This window comes from Mesorhizobium sp. M0208 (assembly GCF_040322015.1).
Lineage (GTDB): Bacteria > Pseudomonadota > Alphaproteobacteria > Rhizobiales > Rhizobiaceae > Mesorhizobium.
On the sequence record NZ_JAMYSP010000016.1, the window covers coordinates 1 to 18,413 of the forward strand.

General features: G+C 61.7%; 20 protein-coding genes. 16 read left to right on the plus strand and 4 right to left on the minus strand.

The window, feature by feature from the left end; all coding sequences use genetic code 11:
* Window positions 1–127: 127 nt before the first annotated feature.
* Complete coding sequence (locus tag NKJ17_RS17385) at window positions 128–1,018, minus strand: alpha/beta fold hydrolase (protein ID WP_352507519.1); 891 nt, start codon at window positions 1,016–1,018, stop codon at window positions 128–130.
* Between the two features lie 312 nt (window positions 1,019–1,330).
* Window positions 1,331–3,370 (minus strand): lytic transglycosylase domain-containing protein, encoded by a 2,040-nt coding sequence (locus NKJ17_RS17390; protein WP_352689608.1) that lies wholly within the window; start codon window positions 3,368–3,370, stop codon window positions 1,331–1,333.
* 228 nt (window positions 3,371–3,598) lie between these two features.
* Between NKJ17_RS17390 and dapA the strand changes: the two genes are divergently transcribed.
* The 5 genes from dapA to NKJ17_RS17415 all read left to right on the plus strand — a co-directional run bounded on the left by dapA (window position 3,599) and on the right by NKJ17_RS17415 (window position 6,840).
* On the plus strand, window positions 3,599–4,480 hold the full coding sequence (dapA, locus tag NKJ17_RS17395; RefSeq protein WP_352647295.1) for a 4-hydroxy-tetrahydrodipicolinate synthase: 882 nt from the start codon (window positions 3,599–3,601) through the stop codon (window positions 4,478–4,480).
* A gap of 25 nt (window positions 4,481–4,505) precedes the next feature.
* Window positions 4,506–4,985, plus strand: coding sequence for an SsrA-binding protein SmpB (gene smpB / locus NKJ17_RS17400; protein ID WP_023768487.1), 480 nt, complete (start codon window positions 4,506–4,508; stop codon window positions 4,983–4,985).
* A 102-nt stretch (window positions 4,986–5,087) separates the two neighbouring features.
* On the plus strand, window positions 5,088–5,816 hold the full coding sequence (locus NKJ17_RS17405) for a GH25 family lysozyme (RefSeq protein WP_352689564.1): 729 nt from the start codon (window positions 5,088–5,090) through the stop codon (window positions 5,814–5,816).
* Window positions 5,817–5,986: 170 nt separating this feature from the next.
* Entirely contained in the window at window positions 5,987–6,214 is a 228-nt protein-coding gene (locus tag NKJ17_RS17410) for a hypothetical protein (RefSeq protein ID WP_352689565.1), read from the plus strand.
* Between the two features lie 494 nt (window positions 6,215–6,708).
* Window positions 6,709–6,840, plus strand: coding sequence for a hypothetical protein (locus tag NKJ17_RS17415; protein WP_352508496.1), 132 nt, complete (start codon window positions 6,709–6,711; stop codon window positions 6,838–6,840).
* A 30-nt stretch (window positions 6,841–6,870) separates the two neighbouring features.
* On the opposite strand, the gene NKJ17_RS17420 is transcribed toward NKJ17_RS17415, so the two are convergent.
* Entirely contained in the window at window positions 6,871–7,548 is a 678-nt protein-coding gene (locus NKJ17_RS17420; protein ID WP_352689566.1) for a uracil-DNA glycosylase, read from the minus strand.
* A complete protein-coding gene (locus NKJ17_RS17425) occupies window positions 7,545–8,126 on the minus strand; it encodes a LabA-like NYN domain-containing protein (RefSeq protein ID WP_292657898.1) in 582 nt (193 codons plus the stop codon). The genes NKJ17_RS17420 and NKJ17_RS17425 overlap by 4 nt, the downstream gene beginning before the upstream one ends.
* A gap of 290 nt (window positions 8,127–8,416) precedes the next feature.
* Here NKJ17_RS17425 and rpoZ point away from each other — a divergent pair, with 290 nt between their 5' ends.
* The 11 genes from rpoZ (at window position 8,417) to NKJ17_RS17480 (ending at window position 18,388) form a co-directional block, all read left to right on the plus strand.
* Entirely contained in the window at window positions 8,417–8,818 is a 402-nt protein-coding gene (gene rpoZ, locus NKJ17_RS17430; protein ID WP_023677773.1) for a DNA-directed RNA polymerase subunit omega, read from the plus strand.
* A gap of 111 nt (window positions 8,819–8,929) precedes the next feature.
* Window positions 8,930–11,158: a RelA/SpoT family protein gene (locus tag NKJ17_RS17435; RefSeq protein ID WP_254820189.1), complete on the plus strand. Its 2,229-nt coding sequence runs from the start codon at window positions 8,930–8,932 to the stop codon at window positions 11,156–11,158.
* A gap of 107 nt (window positions 11,159–11,265) precedes the next feature.
* On the plus strand, window positions 11,266–11,844 hold the full coding sequence (gene pyrE, locus NKJ17_RS17440; protein ID WP_352508499.1) for an orotate phosphoribosyltransferase: 579 nt from the start codon (window positions 11,266–11,268) through the stop codon (window positions 11,842–11,844).
* 95 nt (window positions 11,845–11,939) lie between these two features.
* On the plus strand, window positions 11,940–12,320 hold the full coding sequence (locus NKJ17_RS17445) for a VOC family protein (RefSeq protein ID WP_352480324.1): 381 nt from the start codon (window positions 11,940–11,942) through the stop codon (window positions 12,318–12,320).
* Window positions 12,321–12,551: 231 nt separating this feature from the next.
* Window positions 12,552–13,133 (plus strand): DUF2062 domain-containing protein, encoded by a 582-nt coding sequence (locus tag NKJ17_RS17450; protein ID WP_254820192.1) that lies wholly within the window; start codon window positions 12,552–12,554, stop codon window positions 13,131–13,133.
* A complete protein-coding gene (acpS, locus tag NKJ17_RS17455; RefSeq protein WP_254820193.1) occupies window positions 13,130–13,543 on the plus strand; it encodes a holo-ACP synthase in 414 nt (137 codons plus the stop codon). Before NKJ17_RS17450 ends, acpS begins: the two co-directional genes overlap by 4 nt.
* A gap of 77 nt (window positions 13,544–13,620) precedes the next feature.
* Window positions 13,621–14,370 carry a signal peptidase I gene (gene lepB, locus NKJ17_RS17460; RefSeq protein WP_352508500.1) on the plus strand — a complete coding sequence of 250 codons (750 nt, stop codon included), beginning with the start codon at window positions 13,621–13,623 and terminating at the stop codon, window positions 14,368–14,370.
* 4 nt (window positions 14,371–14,374) lie between these two features.
* The gene (gene rnc, locus NKJ17_RS17465; protein ID WP_254820195.1) at window positions 14,375–15,100 is read left to right on the plus strand and encodes a ribonuclease III; all 726 of its coding nucleotides are present in this window, start codon (window positions 14,375–14,377) and stop codon (window positions 15,098–15,100) included.
* On the plus strand, window positions 15,097–16,023 hold the full coding sequence (gene era / locus NKJ17_RS17470; RefSeq protein WP_023677765.1) for a GTPase Era: 927 nt from the start codon (window positions 15,097–15,099) through the stop codon (window positions 16,021–16,023). Before rnc ends, era begins: the two co-directional genes overlap by 4 nt.
* Window positions 16,024–16,174: 151 nt before the next feature.
* Window positions 16,175–16,909 carry an antitoxin Xre/MbcA/ParS-like domain-containing protein gene (locus NKJ17_RS17475; protein WP_352508501.1) on the plus strand — a complete coding sequence of 245 codons (735 nt, stop codon included), beginning with the start codon at window positions 16,175–16,177 and terminating at the stop codon, window positions 16,907–16,909.
* Between the two features lie 345 nt (window positions 16,910–17,254).
* Complete coding sequence (locus NKJ17_RS17480) at window positions 17,255–18,388, plus strand: porin (protein WP_352508503.1); 1,134 nt, start codon at window positions 17,255–17,257, stop codon at window positions 18,386–18,388.
* The last annotated feature ends 25 nt before the right edge of the window (window positions 18,389–18,413 follow it).

Genomic DNA, 18,413 nt, shown 5'->3' on the forward strand with positions numbered 1-18,413 from the left:
CGGCATCAACACCTCCCGGCAAAAACCGAAAAGTGTTACCTATGTGTCCGGTACAAATCGTCACCTATGTCTCGGGCCGCTCAAAGTCGGTGCAGCACTGCCCATTAAATTCCTCAGTTCTCGAGCTTTACTTCCCATCACCCCGCCGCTCCGCCCGCTCGAAAAAACCAGCGATCCTGCCCGTAAGGATCCCGGACTCCAAGAACGGTGCATGCCCCTGGCCGTCGACCGTGATCGTTTCGATGTCGGCATGGCCCGTGCGCATCTGCTCGAGTGTTTCCGCGGACAGCAGCTTCGAGTTGGCGCCGCGTATGACGAGCATCGGAACCGCCGCCAGCGCGTCGAACTGCGGCCACAGATCAGGCAGCGGCTGAGTGAGGTCTAGGCCCGCCAGCGTGTCGACCAGTTTCGGGTCGAAGTCGGGCAGAAATCCCTCCTTGGCCTCGCGGTAGAAGGCTGACGCCATCCGCTCCCAATCCGCATCGGTCAGCGCCGGAAAATCCGGGCCATGGATGCTGCGCAGGTCGCGGACCACCTCGGCGTACGTCTTCGGCCTTGGCATGGGGTCGAGGTAGGAGCGGATATGGGCGAGACCTTGCGACTCGATCACCGGGCCGATGTCGTTGAGGACGATGGCCTTCAGCACGGCCGGCCGCATCGCCCCGAGCACATGGATGATCAATCCACCGCGCGACGTGCCGATGAAGGCAGCCTCCTCGATGCTCAGCGCCGCCAGCCCGGCGAGAATATCGCCGGCTTCGATGCCGATATTGTAATGGCCGATATCGGCATCGTAGGCGGACTGCCCGCGCCCGCGATAGTCGAAAGCGACGACCTTGCGCTTCCCCTGCACTGATAGATAAAGCGCCAGCTCGTGAAAATCACGGCAATTGCGGGTCAGGCCGGGCAGGCAAACGACTGGCCAATGGCCGGAATTCGCTTCGTCGTAGATGCGGGCGTGCAGGGACAGCCCGTCCGGCGCGGCGTAGAAGAAGTCGGAGAAGCCTTGGCTTGCCATGGTATTCCCTTGCCTCGTCCGGGTCGTTTCCGACAGCTACAGGCGAGGGCAGAGGCGGTCAAATCGAAGCGTCGGCGCTGAGAATCTTCGAGATGTCGGCGGACAGCGCCCCTCTGGCCTGCCGGCCATCTCCCCCACAAGGGTACCCTCAAAGGGGGGAGATCGGCCATCATCTCCGTTTTCGATAACATCCCAAGTTGCAGAAAAGTACCCCTCAGCGAAGCTGCCAATCTCCCACTAGAGGGGGAGATGTCCGGCAGGACAGAGGGGGGCGCGAAGGATCGCAGCCTGACTTGGCTTGAAGCCCGGTCGTCACCCTCGGCCGTTCACCAGATCCCCGACAATGTCGTATTTGCCGGAAATGCGCATCTTGTAGACCTCGTAATTCTCCATCACGCGCTGGACGTAACTTCTTGTTTCCGTATAGGGAATTCGCTCGATCCAGTCGACGATGGCGTCGACGTCCTTGCCGCGCGGGTCGCCGTATTTCGCCACCCACTGGGCGGCGCGGGTGGGGCCGGCATTGTAGCCTGCGAAGGTCAGCACGTAGGAGCCATCGAAACGGCCGAGCTGCTCGCCGAGAAAGGCAGCGCCCAGCGTTGCATTGTAGCCGGCATCGGTGGTCAGCCGGGCCTGAGAAAATGTGATGCCGGCCTTCTTCGCCAATTGCTTGGCCGTGCCCGGCATCAGCTGCAGCAGTCCGCGCGCGCCGGCGCTGGAGACAGCGCCGATGTTGAACTCGCTTTCCTGCCGGGCAATCGCATAGGCCAGCGCCTTGCCCGAGCCGGTGATGTTGGCGGTGTCGGGAATGACGCCGAGCGGATGCGACAGCGCGCCGACGTCGATGCCGCGGGCGCCGGCGATCTTGCCGACCTTCAGCGCCATGAAATGGTTGCCTTGTCTTTCCGCCAGCGCCGCCAGCAGCGCAAGTTCGCCGGGGCTGTTCAGCTGCCCGGCAAGATCGCGGTATAGCGTTTCGGCGTAGTGGTCATAGCCGGCCTCCTGCAGCCGCTTGATGGCGCTGACCGCCTCGCGGGTGGCAAAATTCCGGCGGTCGGCGGCACTTGGCTGGGGGTAGACGATGTTGAGGGTCTGCCGGCCGACGCGCTCGCCGGCGAGCTGGCCGTAAAAGGTCGTGCCGTAGCTGGCGGCGCGGCTGAAATAATCCTTGTCATTGCCGGGCCCGCCGACTTCGGCGGCGCGGCCGAGCCAGTAATAGGCGCGCGACAGCGACATCGGCCCCTGGGCGAGCTCGGCGATTCGCGCAAAATGCTTGGCGGCGGTGGCGGGATCGTTGAGGCCACGCAGTGCGTACCAGCCGGCGTGGAATTCCGCCTCGGCGGCCTTGGCGGCACTTTCGAAGGCGTGCGCGGCGACTATTCTGTAGGCGGTCTTCATGTCGCCCTGGTCGACCAGCTCGCGCGACAGCACCCGGCGCTCGACCCACCAGGCGTCCGGATCGACCAGCGCGTCACGGTCGCCCGGCGCTTTCATCACCAGCGCGGCGGCGTCGGAAAATTTCTGCTGCTTGCGCAGATATTCGGCTTCAGCAAAGAGATAGCCAGCCGCCCGCTGCGCCGTCGGCACCGCCTTCAGCAGCTTGGCCGCGTTCTTGTCGCCTTTGGTGACTGCCGCCCAGGCGTCGGCCAATTGCTGGGCGCCGGCGAGACCGGCGACGCGCAGCGCCGAAGCGACCCGGTCGGCATAGAACATGCGCTCCATGCGGAAGCGATGGTCGGCGGCCGGGATCAGCGCGCCGAACTCGCGGATGACCGCCGCCTCGTCCCTGGCTTCGAGCTTTTCGGTGCGCCAGAATGGCGACAGCACCGAGCGCGCCGCCTTCGTATCGCCCAGCGCTACATAGGAGCGGGCCAGGATCACCACGCCCTCGAAGGTCAGCGGCTGGCTGCCGTCGAACGCCCGCACCACGACATGTGGCAAGGGGTTCTCGCGATAGAGCGCGCGCTCGCTGTTCTTGCGCAAGGCGATCGTGCCCGGCCAGTTCGGCAGCATCTTCGCGGCATCGGCGATGTCGCCGCTCGGCACCTGGTCGCCGCCATAAAGCGCTATCGCCCAGGCAAGGATGTGCCGGTCTAGCGATTTGGTCGGCAGCGCCTCGCGCACCTGGCGCGCGCGCTGAATGTCGTTTGCCGCCAGCGCGTCGAGACCGCTCTTCAGCACCGCAACGCTGGCGGACGGCGACGGGGACTGCGGCAGCGCATCGTTGTCCGGCGCCGTCATCGGGATCGCCGACGTGACCCGCATATCGACGCTGCCGCCGATCGCCGCGCCGGGTATCAGCGCGACGATCGCGCCGAAAAGCGCGAAAAGATGAGGCCGCCTGGCCGGCATGGATCTGGTCATTTCCTGTTCTTCGACATTACAGCAGGCACAGTTGAACCGAAGCCTATTCGTCGGTGGTGAAGGGCCCGTAAAGAAAATCTTATTGAGGTCGTTCGAATTGCGATTGCCGGCGCAATGCTTGCCGCGCAACAATGTCGAGACTATGGTGCGCGGCTTCGCTTTCGGCTAGAAGGCAGCGCACGACAAAACCCGAAAGGCCCCAAGGAGTTGGACGACATGCTGAGAGGCTCGCTGACCGCGCTCGTCACACCGTTCGAAAAGAGCGGCCGTTTCGACGAGAAAGCCTTTCGCGCGTTCATAGCCTGGCAGATCGCCGAAGGCACGACGGGCGTGGTCCCGGTCGGCACCACCGGCGAGTCGCCGACGCTGTCGCATGACGAGCACCGCCAAGTCGTCAAGGTTTGCATCGAGGTCGCCAAGGGCCGGGTTCCGGTCGTCGCCGGCGCCGGCTCCAACAACACCGAAGAGGCGGTCGGCCTGGTCCAGTTTGCCGAGAAGGCGGGCGCCGACGCGGCCCTTGTCGTCACGCCCTATTACAACAGGCCGACGCAGCGCGGCCTCTATGCGCATTTCGCCGCCGTCGCCAAGGCGACCAGCCTGCCGATCATCATCTACAACATTCCACCGCGCTCGGTGGTCGACATGAGCCCGGAGACGATGGGGCAATTGGTGCACGACTTCAAGAACATCGTCGGCGTCAAGGATGCCACCGGCAAGGTCGAGCGGGTTTCAGAGCAGCGCGCCACCTGCGGCAAGGATTTCATCCAGCTCTCCGGCGAAGACGCCTCGGCACTCGGCTTCAACGCGCATGGCGGTGTCGGTTGCATCTCGGTGACCGCAAATGTCGCGCCCAGGCTCTGCGCCGAATTCCAGGAGGCAACGCTTTCCGGCGACAGCGCCAAGGCGCTCGACCTGCAGGACCGTCTGTTGCCGCTGCACAAGGCGATTTTCATGGAGCCCGGCGTTTCCGGCGCGAAATATGCGCTGTCGAAGCTGGGCAAGGTCGAAAACGTGCTGCGCTCGCCGCTAATGACGGTCGAGCCGTCGACCGCCGAGAAGATCGACGCGGCGATGAAGCACGCCGGCTTGATAAACTAGGGATGAGGCGCCACCTCTCCGCATCATGAATCAAGTCAGAAAAGCCGATCCCAACAACAAGACCGTTGCGGAAAACCGCAAGGCGCGGTTTTCCTATGAGGTGCTCGACACGATCGAGGCCGGTCTTGTGCTGACCGGCACCGAGGTGAAGTCGCTGCGCCAGGGCCAGGCCAACATCCAGGACAGCTACGCCTCGGTCGAGGGCGGCGAGATCTGGCTGATCAATTCCTATTTGCCGGAATACCTGCAGGCCAACCGCTTTAACCACGAGCCACGCCGTCGCCGCAAACTCCTGCTCAACAAGCGCGAGATGGCCAAGCTGGCGCAAAGCGTCGACCGCGAAGGCATGACGCTGGTGCCGCTGAAGATCTACTTCAACGACCAGGGCCGTGCCAAGCTGCTGCTCGCCGTTGGCCGCGGCAAGAAGCTGCACGACAAGCGCGAGACCGAAAAGCAGCGCGACTGGTCGCGCGAGAAGGGCCGGCTGCTGAAAGAGCGAGGGTGAGGGCGGTCCGAAGCGGACGAAAAGCCAATGATTTGGCTTTTCGAGCGACGAACGCCCGGAGCATGGCGGCGGGCAGGGCGGGCCAATGGGGGTAGGTCTCTGTTGAAAAACCGGATCGTCTTGTGGGGTGCTGCCGGTCTGCTCATGGCAGGCCTCATCCTGGCCGGCGGCTATACTTACTTTCAGACGTTTTCTCCGGATCGCGGCAAATATCCGGTCAGGGGCATCGACGTTTCCCACCATCAGCGGCAGATCGACTGGCGGCGTGTTGCCGCCGACGATGTCGCCTTCGCTGTTATCAAGGCAACTGAAGGCGGCGACCATGTCGATGATGCCTTCGCGGGCAATTTGCGTGCGGCCCGCGCCGCCGGCCTTGCCGTCGGCGCCTATCACTTTTTCACCTTCTGCAGGCCCGGTGCCGATCAGGCACGCAACTTCATCTCGGTGGTGCCGCGCGATCAGCCTTTGCTGCCGCCGGTGGTAGACATCGAGTTCGGCGGCAATTGCCCGCAGCGCCCAACTCCCGAACAACTGAGGGCCGAACTCTCAGCCTTCCTCGGCCCGGTCGAAGCAGCGTTCGGCAAGACGGCCATCCTCTATGTGACCGACGAGGCCGCGCAAGCCTATGCCGGGCAGGTAGCCGGCCGCCCGCGCTGGCTGCGTTCGCTGGCGCTGCGGCCAGGCCATGACGACTGGATTTACTGGCAGTACCACAACCGGGGCCGCGTCGACGGCATCAGCGGCGACGTCGACCTGAATGTTCTCCAAGGCGGGCCGGCGACGCTGGCAGCGATGTTTGCCGCAGCGCCTGAAGCGACGGCGTCGGATTGACACTATTCCTGTCCGCCCGAAAGCACCCTCAGTGGCGCGATGACAGAACGACGAAGCCTTGACAAATACGGCTATTCGATAGCGTCTCAGTTTCGAGTTCAGCTTACGACCGTTTTGCAGACTTTATCGGCAGAGATACGCTAGCTTGGCCGCATACTCTGGATTAGCCAATGACCGCAGGACCAAAAAAATCTTGGATAGTCGCAAGCGACGTAGCCGACCGGGACGGAATCGGCGTCGAGCTTTGGATTGAAGGCGACCAAGTGTTGGAGATTTTCCGTGACGACACAAGGCGAACCCGAGAGGTAACTCTGTATCGGAAGGATATTCCTTTGGGGTTAGTCGAGGAGGCGATTGCGAGGTTCAAAGCTGAGATTTCATGGGATTTTGTAGATTGATCAATCGCCGCCCGATTCATTGTTTCCCTAAAAGTTGAACGTCACCGTCCCGCCTTTATGCTTCCACCAACTATTCGTATCGGGGCGGCGCTGTGCTAACTGCATTTGATGCCGGAGCGCCCTTCATCGACCAATGACAGCAACGCCCCGCCTGCAGCGGCGGACGGCGGCGACCCCCGCCTGGCATTTGTCTACGCGGAGGCGGTGCGTGGCCTCCAACACCAGCAGGGCGTGGTTGAAAGTCTCAATACGCGCGCCGGCAATCTGATTTTCGCAACTGCGTTCGCGAGTTCTCTCCTTAGAGGCAGGGCGCTCCTGGATGGCGTAGGGCCTTGGGACTGGCTGGCACTGACGTTGCTTTTTCTGATCGGACTGCTGGTCGCGATTATGTTGTGGCCGTTATAACTATACGTTCCGTTTCGATCCCAAGAAGCTGCCCCAGGACTTCGTCGACCAGCACCCTCCCGCAACCGTGGACGGGATGCAATGAGCGCTTGCTGCGCATCAAATCCGACATGGCCAGCAATTGGCGGATCATCCAACGCCTGCGCGTCGCGCTGCAGCTTGCACTGTTTCTGTGGTTGCTGGATCTCCTGGCCTGGTTGTTTGCGATCGCCCGAATCTAAGGCTCGTGCCCTGGCGGGCCTCGTCCGACTCTATGTCTTCAGAAAAGCTTCTATCTGACTGAAGACGTCGACGAACATCGCTTCCGTCAACACGCCGGTATTGGTGTTGTAGCGCGAGCAATGATAGCTGGAAAACAGAGTGATGCAATTGGCCTGCTGCTGCCCACCATGCCGGAACGGATAGGCGGCAACGCGTTGGCCGAGCGCCCGCACGGTCGACTGGTGCGCGATCGAGCCCAGCGCCAGCACAGCGCGCAGATTTGGAAACCGCGCAATCGTCGGTACCAGGAACGTCCGGCAGGTCGCTATCTCGGCGCCAACCGGCTTGTTATCCGGCGGCACGCAGCGCACCGCATTGGTAATCGCCGAACCGACAAGCTCCAGCCCGTCATCTGGTCGCGCTTTGAATTCGCCGCGCGCAAAGCCGTGCGCGATCAGCGTGTTGTAGAGCAGGTCGCCGGCAAAATCGCCGGTGAAGGGGCGCCCCGTCCGGTTCGCCCCGCGCAGGCCAGGCGCCAGGCCGACGATCAGCAAGCGCACCGCATCCTCGCCTTCCGGCGGCAAAAAGGTCGGCACTGGCGCGTTGAACCAGGACGGCTCGCGCCGCCGCCACTCGGCGATGAAGTCGTGCAGCCGCGGGCAGAGCGGGCAATCGCGATCGGGTTCGGGCGAGACGACCAGGGGCGCGGTCAAGGCAACGACCGTCAATAGTCTTCCTCGTCGACTTCGGCCGGTTCGGGCCGACGCACCGGCCGCTCCGACGGATCGCGGCCGACTTCGTTCTTGAGTGTCATCAGGTCAATGAAATGGTCGGCCTGGCGGCGCAGATCGTCGGAGATCATCGGCGGCTGCGACGCCATCGTCGAGACGATCGACACCTTGCGCCCGCGCCGCTGCAGCGCCTCGACCAGCGTACGGAAATCGCCGTCGCCTGAGAAGATGACATAATGGTCGACGACGTCGGCAAGCTCCAGCGCATCGACGGTCAGCTCGATATCCATATTGCCCTTGATCTTGCGCCGGCCGGTCGAGTCGGTGAATTCCTTGGCCGGCTTGGTCACCACCTTGAAGCCGTTATAATCGAGCCAGTCGATCAGCGGACGTATCGAGGAGTATTCCTGATCCTCGACCAGCGCGGTGTAGTAATAGGCGCGCAGCAGATAGCCGCGTTTCTGGAAGCTCGACAAAAGTTTGCGGTAGTCGATGTCAAAACCCAGCGCGCGCGAGGTGGCGTAGAGATTTGCACCGTCGATAAAGAGAGCGATTTTTTCACGAGGATCGAACATGGAAAAATGTCCTTTTTCGAAATAAGCGGTCGTCTAAATGCGTCGCGACTACCGGCCAGTCTGATACCGGTCTGATAATAGACCTGTTGGCCTTCATTGTTCGAGATAACGCCAGTTTTACGGCAATCCAAGGCGCCATGCCGCACTGCAAGCAATTGTGATCGGCGCTGTGTCGTCGCAGGCGGCCCGCGTCGGAGCTGCGCACCGCCATAAAAGCTTGTATTTTGGCGGCGTTCGGGTTATGGACCGCGCCTGTTTTCCGTTAAATCCAGGCATGAAAGGGGCAACTCATGGCCCGCGTAACCGTTGAAGATTGCATCGACAAGGTCGACAACCGCTTCGAGCTGGTGCTCCTGGCCGGCCACCGCGCCCGTCAGATCAGCCAGGGCGCGCAGATCACCGTACCGCGCGACAACGACAAGAACCCGGTCGTTGCGCTCCGCGAAATCGCCGAAGAGACGCTGTCGCCGGACGACCTCAAGGAAGATCTCATCCATTCGCTGCAGAAGCATGTCGAGGTCGATGAGCCGGAAGCCGATGGCGAGGCGATTGCCGACCAGACCGGCAGCGCCGTTGCGGCCACCGATGCCGACGACGCCGAGGACAACGTCACCTTCGATCGCATGACCGAAGAAGACCTGTTGGCCGGCATCGAAGGTTTGGTGCCGCCGGAAAAAAGCGACGATTATTGATCTTAGCGACAACTGCCGACACTTTCGCGTCGGCAGTTTCGTGGCTATCTATGACATGCGCCGTACGCCAGTGCGGCGCATGATTCATTTCAGCATTGCGAGATCCCGCCCATGATGCGTCAGTATGAGCTTGTCGAGCGCGTCCAGCGCTACAAGCCTGACGTCAACGAGGCGCTGCTCAACAAGGCCTATGTCTACGCCATGCAGAAGCATGGCCACCAGAAGCGCGCTTCCGGCGATCCCTATTTCTCGCATCCGCTCGAAGTCGCCGCCATCCTCACCGAAATGCATATGGACGAGGCGACGATCGCCGTTGCCTTGCTGCATGACACGATCGAGGACACCACGGCGACCAGGGCCGAGATCGACGAATTGTTCGGCCCGGAAATGGGCAAGCTGGTCGAAGGCTTGACCAAGCTGAAGAAGCTCGACCTCGTCTCCAAAAAGGCCGAGCAGGCGGAGAACCTACGCAAGCTGTTGCTGGCGATCTCGGAAGACGTTCGCGTGCTGCTGGTCAAGCTCGCCGACCGCCTGCACAACATGCGCACGCTCGACCATGTGCCGGAAGCCAAGCGCCTGCGCATCGCCGAGGAAACGATGGATATCTATGCGCCGCTGGCCGGGCGCATGGGCATGCAAGGCATGCGCGAGGAGCTCGAGGAGATCGCCTTCCGCTTCATCAATCCGGAAGCCTACCGCGCCGTCACCGCACGGCTGGCCGAAATTTTCGAGCGCAACAAGGGCGTGCTGTCCGAAATCGAGAAGGCGCTCTCCACGCTGTTCGACAAATATTCGATCAAGGCCGAGGTCAAGAGCCGGCAGAAGAAGCCGTGGTCGGTGTTCCGCAAGATGGAAGCCAAGGCGTTGTCGTTCGAGCAGCTGTCCGACATCTTCGGCTTTCGCGTCGTCGTCGATACCGTCGAGGACTGCTACCGGGCGCTCGGCGCCATCCACACCACCTGGTCGATGGTGCCCGGCCGCTTCAAGGACTACATCTCCACGCCGAAGCAGAACGACTACCGCTCGATCCACACCACCATCGTCGGCCCGTCGCGCCAGCGCGTCGAATTGCAGATCCGCACCTACCAGATGAACAAGATCGCCGAATACGGCGTCGCCGCTCATTCGATCTATAAGGATACCGGCGGCAAGATGAATGGTGCCGCCCATGCGATCTCGAAGGAAACCAATGCCTATGCCTGGCTGCGGCGCACCATCGAGCAGCTTGCCGAAGGCGACAACCCCGAGGACTTCCTCGAAAACACCAAGCTGGAACTGTTCCAGGACCAGGTGTTCTGCTTTACGCCGAAGGGCATGCTGATCGCGCTGCCGCGCGGCGCCACGCCGATCGACTTTGCCTATGCCGTCCACACCGATGTCGGCGACACTTGCGTCGGCGCCAAGGTCAATGGCCGCATCATGCCGCTGATGACGGAGCTGAAGAACGGCGACGAGGTTGAGATCATCCGCTCGAAGGCGCAGGTGCCGCCTGCGGCATGGGAATCGGTGGTGGTTACCGGCAAGGCGCGGTCGGCCATCCGCCGCGCCACCAAGAACGCTATTCGGAAGCAATATTCAGGTCTCGGTATCCGCATTCTGGAGCGCGCCTTCGAACGGTCCGGCAAGACCTTCACCAAGGAAAGCCTGAAGCCGGTGCTGCACCGCCTCGCGCGCAAGGACATCGAGGATGTGCTGGCCGCGGTCGGCCGAGGCGAAGTTGCCTCCACCGATGTCATGAAGGCGGTGTTTCCCGACTACAAGGACGAGCGCGTCACGCTGGTCGCGCCCAAGCAGCGCGAGGAGGGCTGGTCGAAGATCCGCAATGCCGCCGGCATGCTGTTCCAGATTCCGGGCCGCGCCGCGCGCAAGGATAAAAACCAGCCGCGCGACGATGCGGTGCCGATCCGCGGTGTGCGCGGCGATTTGCCGGTGCGCTTCGCGCCGGAAGGGGCAGTGCCAGGCGATCGCATCGTCGGCATCGTGCAGCCGGGAACCGGTATCACCATCTATCCGATCCAGTCGCCGGCGTTGCAGGCCTTTGACGACCAGCCCGAGCGCTGGATCGACGTGCGCTGGGATATTGACGAGCGCACCAAGGAGCGGTTCCCGGCGCGCGTCTCGGTCACCGCCATCAACGCGCCGGGTTCGCTAGCCGACATTGCGCAAGTCGTCGCATCCAACGATGCCAACATCCACACTTTGTCGATGGTGCGCACCGCGCCCGATTTCACCGAAATGCTGATCGATCTCGAAGTGTGGGACCTCAAGCACTTGAACAGGCTGCTGTCGCAGCTAAAGGACAATTCGAGCGTCAGCGACGCGCGACGCGTGAATGGGTGAATAGTGAATAGTGAATAGTGAATAGTGAATAGTGAATAGTGAAAGAGAGTGCACTCACTACTCACTACAATTCACCATTCACATTCACCATGGGCATGGAGTGAAAGATGAACACCGACGAAGTGCTGGGCATTTTCCGCGAGGCCGGCGCCGTTCTTGAAGGGCATTTCATCCTGACGTCCGGCCTGCGCAGCCCGGTCTTCCTGCAGAAGGCGCGCGTTTTCATGCATGCCGACAAGACCGAGCGCTTGTGCAAGGCGCTCGCCGAAAAGATCCGCACTGGCGTGCCCGGCAGGATCGACTACGTCGTCGGCCCGGCGATCGGCGGGCTGATCCCGGCCTATGAGACCTCGCGCCATCTTGGTGTGCCGGCGATCTGGGTCGAGCGGGAAGGGGGCGAATTCAGGCTGCGCCGCTTCGAGATCGCCAAGGGATCGCGCGTCGTCATTGTCGAGGACATCGTCACCACCGGCCTGTCGATCCGCGAGACCATCGACTGTCTGCGCGCACTTGGCGCCGATGTCGTTGCCGCTGCGTGCATCATTGACCGCTCGGCCGGCAAGACCGATGTCGGCGTGCCGCTGATCGCGCTCGCCGAATACGAGGTTCCGGCCTATCCGGCCGACAGGCTGCCGCCCGAGCTTGCCGCCCTACCGGCGATCAAGCCGGGCAGCCGCAATATCTAATGCATGTCGCCCAAAGCTTATCCTCGGGCTTGAACCGAGCATGTGCAGCGGTTTTGGGACAAAGAAATGCATAAAACAAGTCAAGAGGCGCTGCCGTGATTGCTGGTATCGACCATTTCGTGCTGACGGTTCGCTCCGTTGAAGACACCTGCGCCTTCTATCAGCGCGTGCTTGGCTTCAAGCGCCTCGACGAGCCGGACCGGCCGACGGCGCTGCTGTTTGGAACGCAAAAGATCAATGTGCATGAGGTCGGGCACACCTTCGAGCCGAAGGCCAAGGCGCCGACCCCGGGCTCCGGAGATTTCTGCTTGATTGCCGCCCGTCCGCTCGCCGAGATATGTGCCAACCTCGCCGCCAATGGCGTGGTGATAGAGGTCGGCCCGGTCGAGCGTGCCGGCGCTCGTGGCGCGATGATGTCCGTCTATTTTCGTGACCCGGACGGCAACCTCGTCGAGGTCAGCGAATATCGACCCTAAGTGGCCCTCCTTAAATTCGCCGCGATCATGCCCTGTTCAGAACGGCGATACCCAAGGCTGGCGCGACCGGCCACCGAGCGGATGCCCTCGGCCTCGTTGTTCTTCGGCCAGCGCATCGCTATATCAAAGTCGTAGTTGCTTTTCGGCGACCGCAGAGCGCAGCATGGGGCTGTCGCGCCCGGCTGGAGAAGCCGGCGTGAAGCTATTGACGGAACTAGGAACAGGAACAGAGTGCTTTTTCGACGGCGCAAGCCTGATGGTTTCTTAGAGCGGGTGCGTACTTATTTGTGGCCGCGCCGCTCGTTCTCGCGCTCGCTGCGGTATTTTTCCAAGCGCATCCTGCGGCTTAGAGCCACGCCGCATGCCGTGGCCGCCGGTGTTGCGGCGGGCGTATTCGCGTCGTTTTTCCCGCTTGGCTTCCACTTCATCATTGCCGCCATCCTGTGCTGGCTGATCGCCGGCAATCTGGTTGCCGCAGCACTCGGCACGGTCTTCGGCAACCCCCTTACCTTTCCGCTGCTATGGGCCGCCTCCTGGGAGGTCGGCAAGCTGATCCTGCATGAACACCTGCCGGCACACGGACCGCCTGCCCATCTCGGCGACATGCTGCACAATCTTTCCTTTGCGCAATTGTGGGGACCGGTGCTGAAGCCGATGACGGTTGGCGCAATACCGCTCGGCCTGGTTTTCGGGCTGCTGTTTTACGGCATCACCCGCTGGGGCATGGTCACTTTCCAGGAGCAGCGCCGCAAGCGTCTGGCCGAAAGAGCGGCAAAGGCTGGAAAAACCGGGCCGGAAGTTCCCGCCGAATGATTATCGGTATCGGCAGCGATCTCATCGACATCAGACGCATCGAGAAGTCGTTGGAACGTCACGGTCAGCGCTTCATCCAACGCATCTACACCGAGATCGAACAGGCGCGCTCTGAAAACCGCGCGGCGCGTGCGGCCTCCTACGCCAAGCGTTTCGCCGCCAAGGAGGCCTGCGCCAAGGCGTTGGGCACCGGTCTTGCACAGGGTGTGTTCTGGCGTGACATGGGGGTCGTCAACCTGGCCAGCGGCAAGCCGACCATGGCGCTCACCAACGGGGCGGCAGCGCGGCTGGACGAAATCCTGCCTGAAAGGCACCGAGCCGTGATCCACCTCACCATAACCGATGATTTTCCGCTCGCTCAAGCCTTTGTGATCATTGAAGCGTTGCCGGTCGAAGAAGCGCCACATTGATTGCATCTGACCACCGGCATGACGTTGCCCAGCGCGCGCCGAGACTCTATACCATCCAACGCACAATCGAGGACGACATGAGCGTGGCTGAAAAAACCCAGAAGAAATCCGGTGGACTTGGCGAAACCGTCAGCGTCATCGTCCAGGCCCTGCTGCTTGCGTTGGTCATCCGCACGCTCCTGTTCCAGCCGTTCTCGATCCCGTCCGGGTCGATGCGGCCGACTTTGCTCGAAGGCGACTATCTCTTCGTCACCAAGTGGTCCTACGGCTTCTCCCGCTATTCGCTGCCGTTCGGGCCGAACATCTTTTCGGGCCGCATCTGGGGCTCCGAGCCGAAGCGCGGCGACGTGGTGGTGTTCAAGTTTCCGCCGGATCCTTCTGTCGATTATATCAAGCGCGTCGTCGGCCTGCCGGGCGACAAGATCCAGGTCAAGGATGGCCAGCTCTTCATCAACGACGTGGGCGTGCCGCGCGTCAAAGTCGGGCAGATCGACAACCGCGACATCACCGAGGAGAACGGGCCGGTCGATGTCTATCGCGAGACGCTGCCGAACGGCGTCAGCTACGACACGCTCGACCTGACGCAGGCTTCGATCGGCGACAATACCAAAGAGTTCAAGGTGCCGCCCGGTCACTATTTCATGATGGGCGACAATCGCGACAACTCGTCGGACAGCCGCTTCACCGTCGGCTTCGTGCCGGACGAGAATTTGGTCGGCCGCGCCAACCTCATTTTCTTCTCGATCGGCGGCAGCGCCAGCCCGCTCGAAATCTGGAAATGGCCGTCGCAGATGCGCGCCTCGCGCCTGTTCCATTTCGTCAATTAGGACCATGGCGGCGACGAAACGGCTGACCGCCGATGCGCTCGCCGAGGCGCTCAAGGAGCGCACCGGCCACAGTTTTGGCGACCACCAGCGCCTGCAGCGGGCGCTGACCCATGCCAGCGCTCGCGGCAGTCATGCCGGCGTCGACTACGAACGTTTCGAATTCCTGGGCGACCGCGTTCTCGGCCTTGTCGTTGCCGATATGCTGCTGGCGGCATTTCCCGACGCTGCCGAGGGTGAGCTGTCGCTCAGACTGAACGCCCTGGTCAACGCCGAGGCCCTGGCGGAAATCGCCGATGAGATCGGCCTGCCGGAACTCATTCGCGCCGGTTCGGACGTACGCGGCCTCGATGGGCGCAAGCGCGTCAATCTGCGCGCCGATGCACTGGAATCGCTGATCGCCGTGCTCTATCTCGACGGCGGGTTGGAAGCGGCCCGTGCCTTTATCCACAGATACTGGCAGCCGCGCTCGCAAGCCATTGACGCCGCCCGTCGCGATGCGAAAACCGAACTCCAGGAATGGGCGCATCAGGCGGCAAGCGCAGTGCCGGTTTACATAATCGACAGCCGCGAGGGACCGGACCACGATCCGCTGTTCACCGTCAGTGTGAAGGTCGGCGCCTATCCGCCGGCGACCGGTAGCGGGCGCTCCAAGCGCGAAGCGGAGCAGGCTGCAGCCGCGGCACTTCTGCAGCGGGAAGGCGTCTGGCTCGATCAAGGGAGTGCCGCATGACCGCCACCGAAGCTCCCGCAACAGAAGCGCCCGCTACCCGCTCCGGCTTCGTCGCGCTGATTGGCGCGCCCAATGCGGGGAAATCGACGCTGGTCAACCAATTGGTCGGCGCCAAGGTGTCGATCGTGACACACAAGGTGCAGACCACGCGCGCCATCGTGCGCGGCATTGCCACCCACAACAACGCGCAAATCGTTTTCGTCGACACGCCGGGCATATTCAAGCCGAAGCGCCGGCTGGACACCGCGATGGTGACCACAGCCTGGGGCGGTGCCAAGGACGCCGATATCGTGCTGCTCTTGATCGATGCCGAGCGCGGCATCCGGGGCGATGCAGATGCCATCCTCGAGCGGCTGAAGGATGTCCGGCAGCCGATGGTGTTGATCCTCAACAAGGTCGATCGGGTCAAGCACGAGACGTTGCTTGCATTGTCGGCGGCAGCCAACGAAAGGGTGCCGTTCAAGCGCACCTTCATGGTTTCGGCGCTGACGGGGTCCGGCTGCAAGGACCTGCTCGACTATCTCGCCGAGACCCTGCCGGCCGGACCCTGGTACTACCCTGAAGACCAGATCTCCGACCTTCCGATGCGCCAGCTCGCAGCCGAGATCACCCGCGAAAAGCTCTATCTCAGGCTGCATCAGGAACTGCCTTATTCCTCCCACATCGAGACAGAGAAATGGGAAGAGAAGAAGGACGGGTCGGTGCGCATCGACCAGACAATCTATGTCGAGCGCGACAGCCAGAAGAAGATCGTGCTCGGCCATAAGGGCGAGACGATCCGCGCCATCGGCCAGGCCGCGCGCATGGAAATCGCAGGCATCCTCGAGCAGAAGGTGCATCTCTTCCTGTTCGTCAAGGTGCGCGAGAACTGGGGCGACGATCCCGAGCGCTACCGCGAGATGGGGCTGGAGTTTCCGCATTAGAGATCGGCTAAGGTCAAGACGCGCGGCTCTGATACAAGCGGCGGTCAGACCGGTCCTTACGTCGCCGCTTGGACGGTTCTCGTTCGTCGTCCCTCCGTCATACATGCTCCGTATAGGCTGTGCGAAAGACCCGCTTCCGAGCAACACGGAAGTGACGGGCAAGCAGCCAGATCTAGGACATGATGAGGACTTGGAATCGCATCGACCCCATCCGTCAGACCGAGTTGCAAATGCCGTCGCTGTTGAGATCGAGCGGGTGCTGGCGCGGCGAGATCAAATCATCGATGACGATGCGATTGGTTCGGCGGGCAGGATCGCCGGAGCCATCGCCGCTGCAATCGCCCTACTTCAACCGAGCGAACTTCGGGCCATCGACACCATGCAGGAAAGGCTGCCTGACAGGGTATTGCAGTTCGTGAGGATACTGGCAGCGGAAGCCGGCGGCCAAGCCACCGAGGCGTCTGCCTCATCGGGGTTTGAAGGCCGGAGCATACACGTCTCAAGCCGGCCTGCCGGACGAGACGACGTCGATTCGATGCGGGTCGAAGACTGGGCAGGTCGCGTCGCCGGACCGACATTCCTGGAAGACAATTTCGGTATATCCCGGTCGACCCTGCATCGTTGGCAGCGGAGCAGTAGGGTCGTCGCCTTGCGCACCGGCGGCCGCAAACATGTGTTTCCGCTGGCGCAGTTCGTCGACGGCAGGCCGGCATCCGGCATCCGGGAAGTGTTGTCTGCAATGCCGAATCCGCGGCGCGCATGGCACTGGCTGATCCGCCCCGCTGCCGTGCTCGGCGGCCGTATTCCAATTGAGTTGCTTAAACAGGATTTGGTGGCGGATGTTGCCGTTGCTGCTCAGCACGAAGCACGTATGAAGCTGGCTTAATTTCCTTCTACCCTTCGAATTTTCTAGATGGGTAGATAAACGTTGGGCTGCAATTGGACGGCTAACGTACAAGTACTCTTCTAACTTACGTGACAATGTGCCATTTGTGTCATTTCAGCTTGGTGGATTAAACGAACGTGATATTTGCGCAACACGAATTTATTCTGTTGCAAAAACCATAATTATTTTCGGAATAGTCATTGAGGATCAAGCGCGGTTGGGTATGTTCGCCGCCGAAAAGGGGGAGCGGTGCGAGCCTTTTTCGATGTGGGGTGAGGCGGGGAATGCTGCTGTTCAGCCACAAAATTCGAAACCATTTTTAACTTTGACTGGAGAGGTCAGAAAATGAACATCAAGAGCCTGCTTCTCGGCTCCGCTGCGGCGCTGATCGCAGTATCCGGCGCGCGCGCCGCTGACGCCGTCGTCGTTGCCGAGCCGGAACCCGCCGAATACGTCAAGATCTGCGACGTTTACGGCGCTGGCTACTTCTACATCCCCGGCACCGAAACCTGCCTGCGCATCGGCGGCTATGTCCGTTACGATATCGGCGTGGGTGATGTCGGCTCGTTCGACGGTGCGGTCACCGGCGACCATGATGATGGCAGCGCGAATGACACCTACCGCAAGAACGCCCGCTTCACGCTTAAGACCTGGACCGGCCAGGAAACCGAGCTCGGCACCTTGAAGACCTACACCGAGACCCGCTTCAACTTCGGTAATGAAAACGACTACATCTTCGCCAACGAAGCCCATAACAGGAGCCTGTCGCTAAAATTCGCCTGGATCCAACTCGGTGGTCTGCGCGTCGGTAAGGACGAATCGGCCTTCGACACGTTCATCGGCTATGCCGGTAGCGTCATCCAGGATACGCTGGTTCCGTATGGTGCCTTCGACACGAATGTCGTCCAGTACTATTTCGACGCCGGCACTGGCTTCTCGGCCGTGGTCTCGCTCGAAGAAGGCTCTGGCGTCGTTGGTACGATCGACAGCTACGTTCCGCATGTCGTCGGGGGCGTGAAATACACGCAGGGTTGGGGCGCCATCACCGGCGTCGTCGCTTATGACAGCAACTATGAAGAAGTGGCCGGCAAGGTTCGCCTGGACGTCAAGCCCATGGACAACCTGTCTCTGTTCATCATGGGCGGCTACGGCACCGACGACAACCTCACGGATGACGCAGGCAACGCGATCGACGCCCACGGTCGTGGCTTCTACAAGCAGTGGAGCGGCAACTGGGCGGTCTGGGGGGGTGGCACCTACACTATCAACGAGAAGATCTCGTTCAACACCCAGCTCTCCTATGACGAAGGCAAGAACTTCGGCCTTGCAGCGAACATCGCCTATGAAATCGTCAAGGGTCTCAAGATCACAGCCGAAGTCGACTACTTGCATCTTGGTGAAGATTCCGTCACGAATTTCACCAAAGCCGACAAGGAAAACAGCGTCGGCGGCATTCTCCGCTTCCAGCGCTCGTTCTAATCGAAGCCAGTATCTCCGAACGGCC